The organism is Lactobacillus gallinarum DSM 10532 = JCM 2011, from assembly GCF_001434975.1.
GTDB lineage: Bacteria > Bacillota > Bacilli > Lactobacillales > Lactobacillaceae > Lactobacillus > Lactobacillus gallinarum.
On record NZ_AZEL01000038.1, the window covers coordinates 1 to 264 of the forward strand.

1 protein-coding gene is annotated in these 264 nt (G+C 38.3%); it reads left to right on the forward strand.

All coding sequences use genetic code 11. The features are described 5' to 3' along the window. Nucleotides 1–264, forward strand: a 264-nt coding sequence (locus FC37_RS04610) for a starch-binding protein (protein WP_156400660.1), incomplete at both ends; no start/stop codon positions are given.

Consider the following 264-nt stretch of genomic DNA (forward strand, 5'->3'; position numbering starts at 1 on the left):
ATTTTGAAAAGCCTTCAAGTTGGGGTAGTAGAGTTTATGCCTATGTTTATAATAAAAATACGAATAAAGCTATAACTTCAGCTTGGCCTGGCAAAAAAATGACCGCTTTAGGTAACGACGAATATGAATTGGATCTCGACACTGATGAAGATGACTCTGATTTAGCTATTATCTTTACCGATGGGACAAAGCAAACACCAGCAGCTAATGAGGCTGGTTTTACCTTTACGGCTGATGCCACTTATGATCAAAATGGTGTCGTAA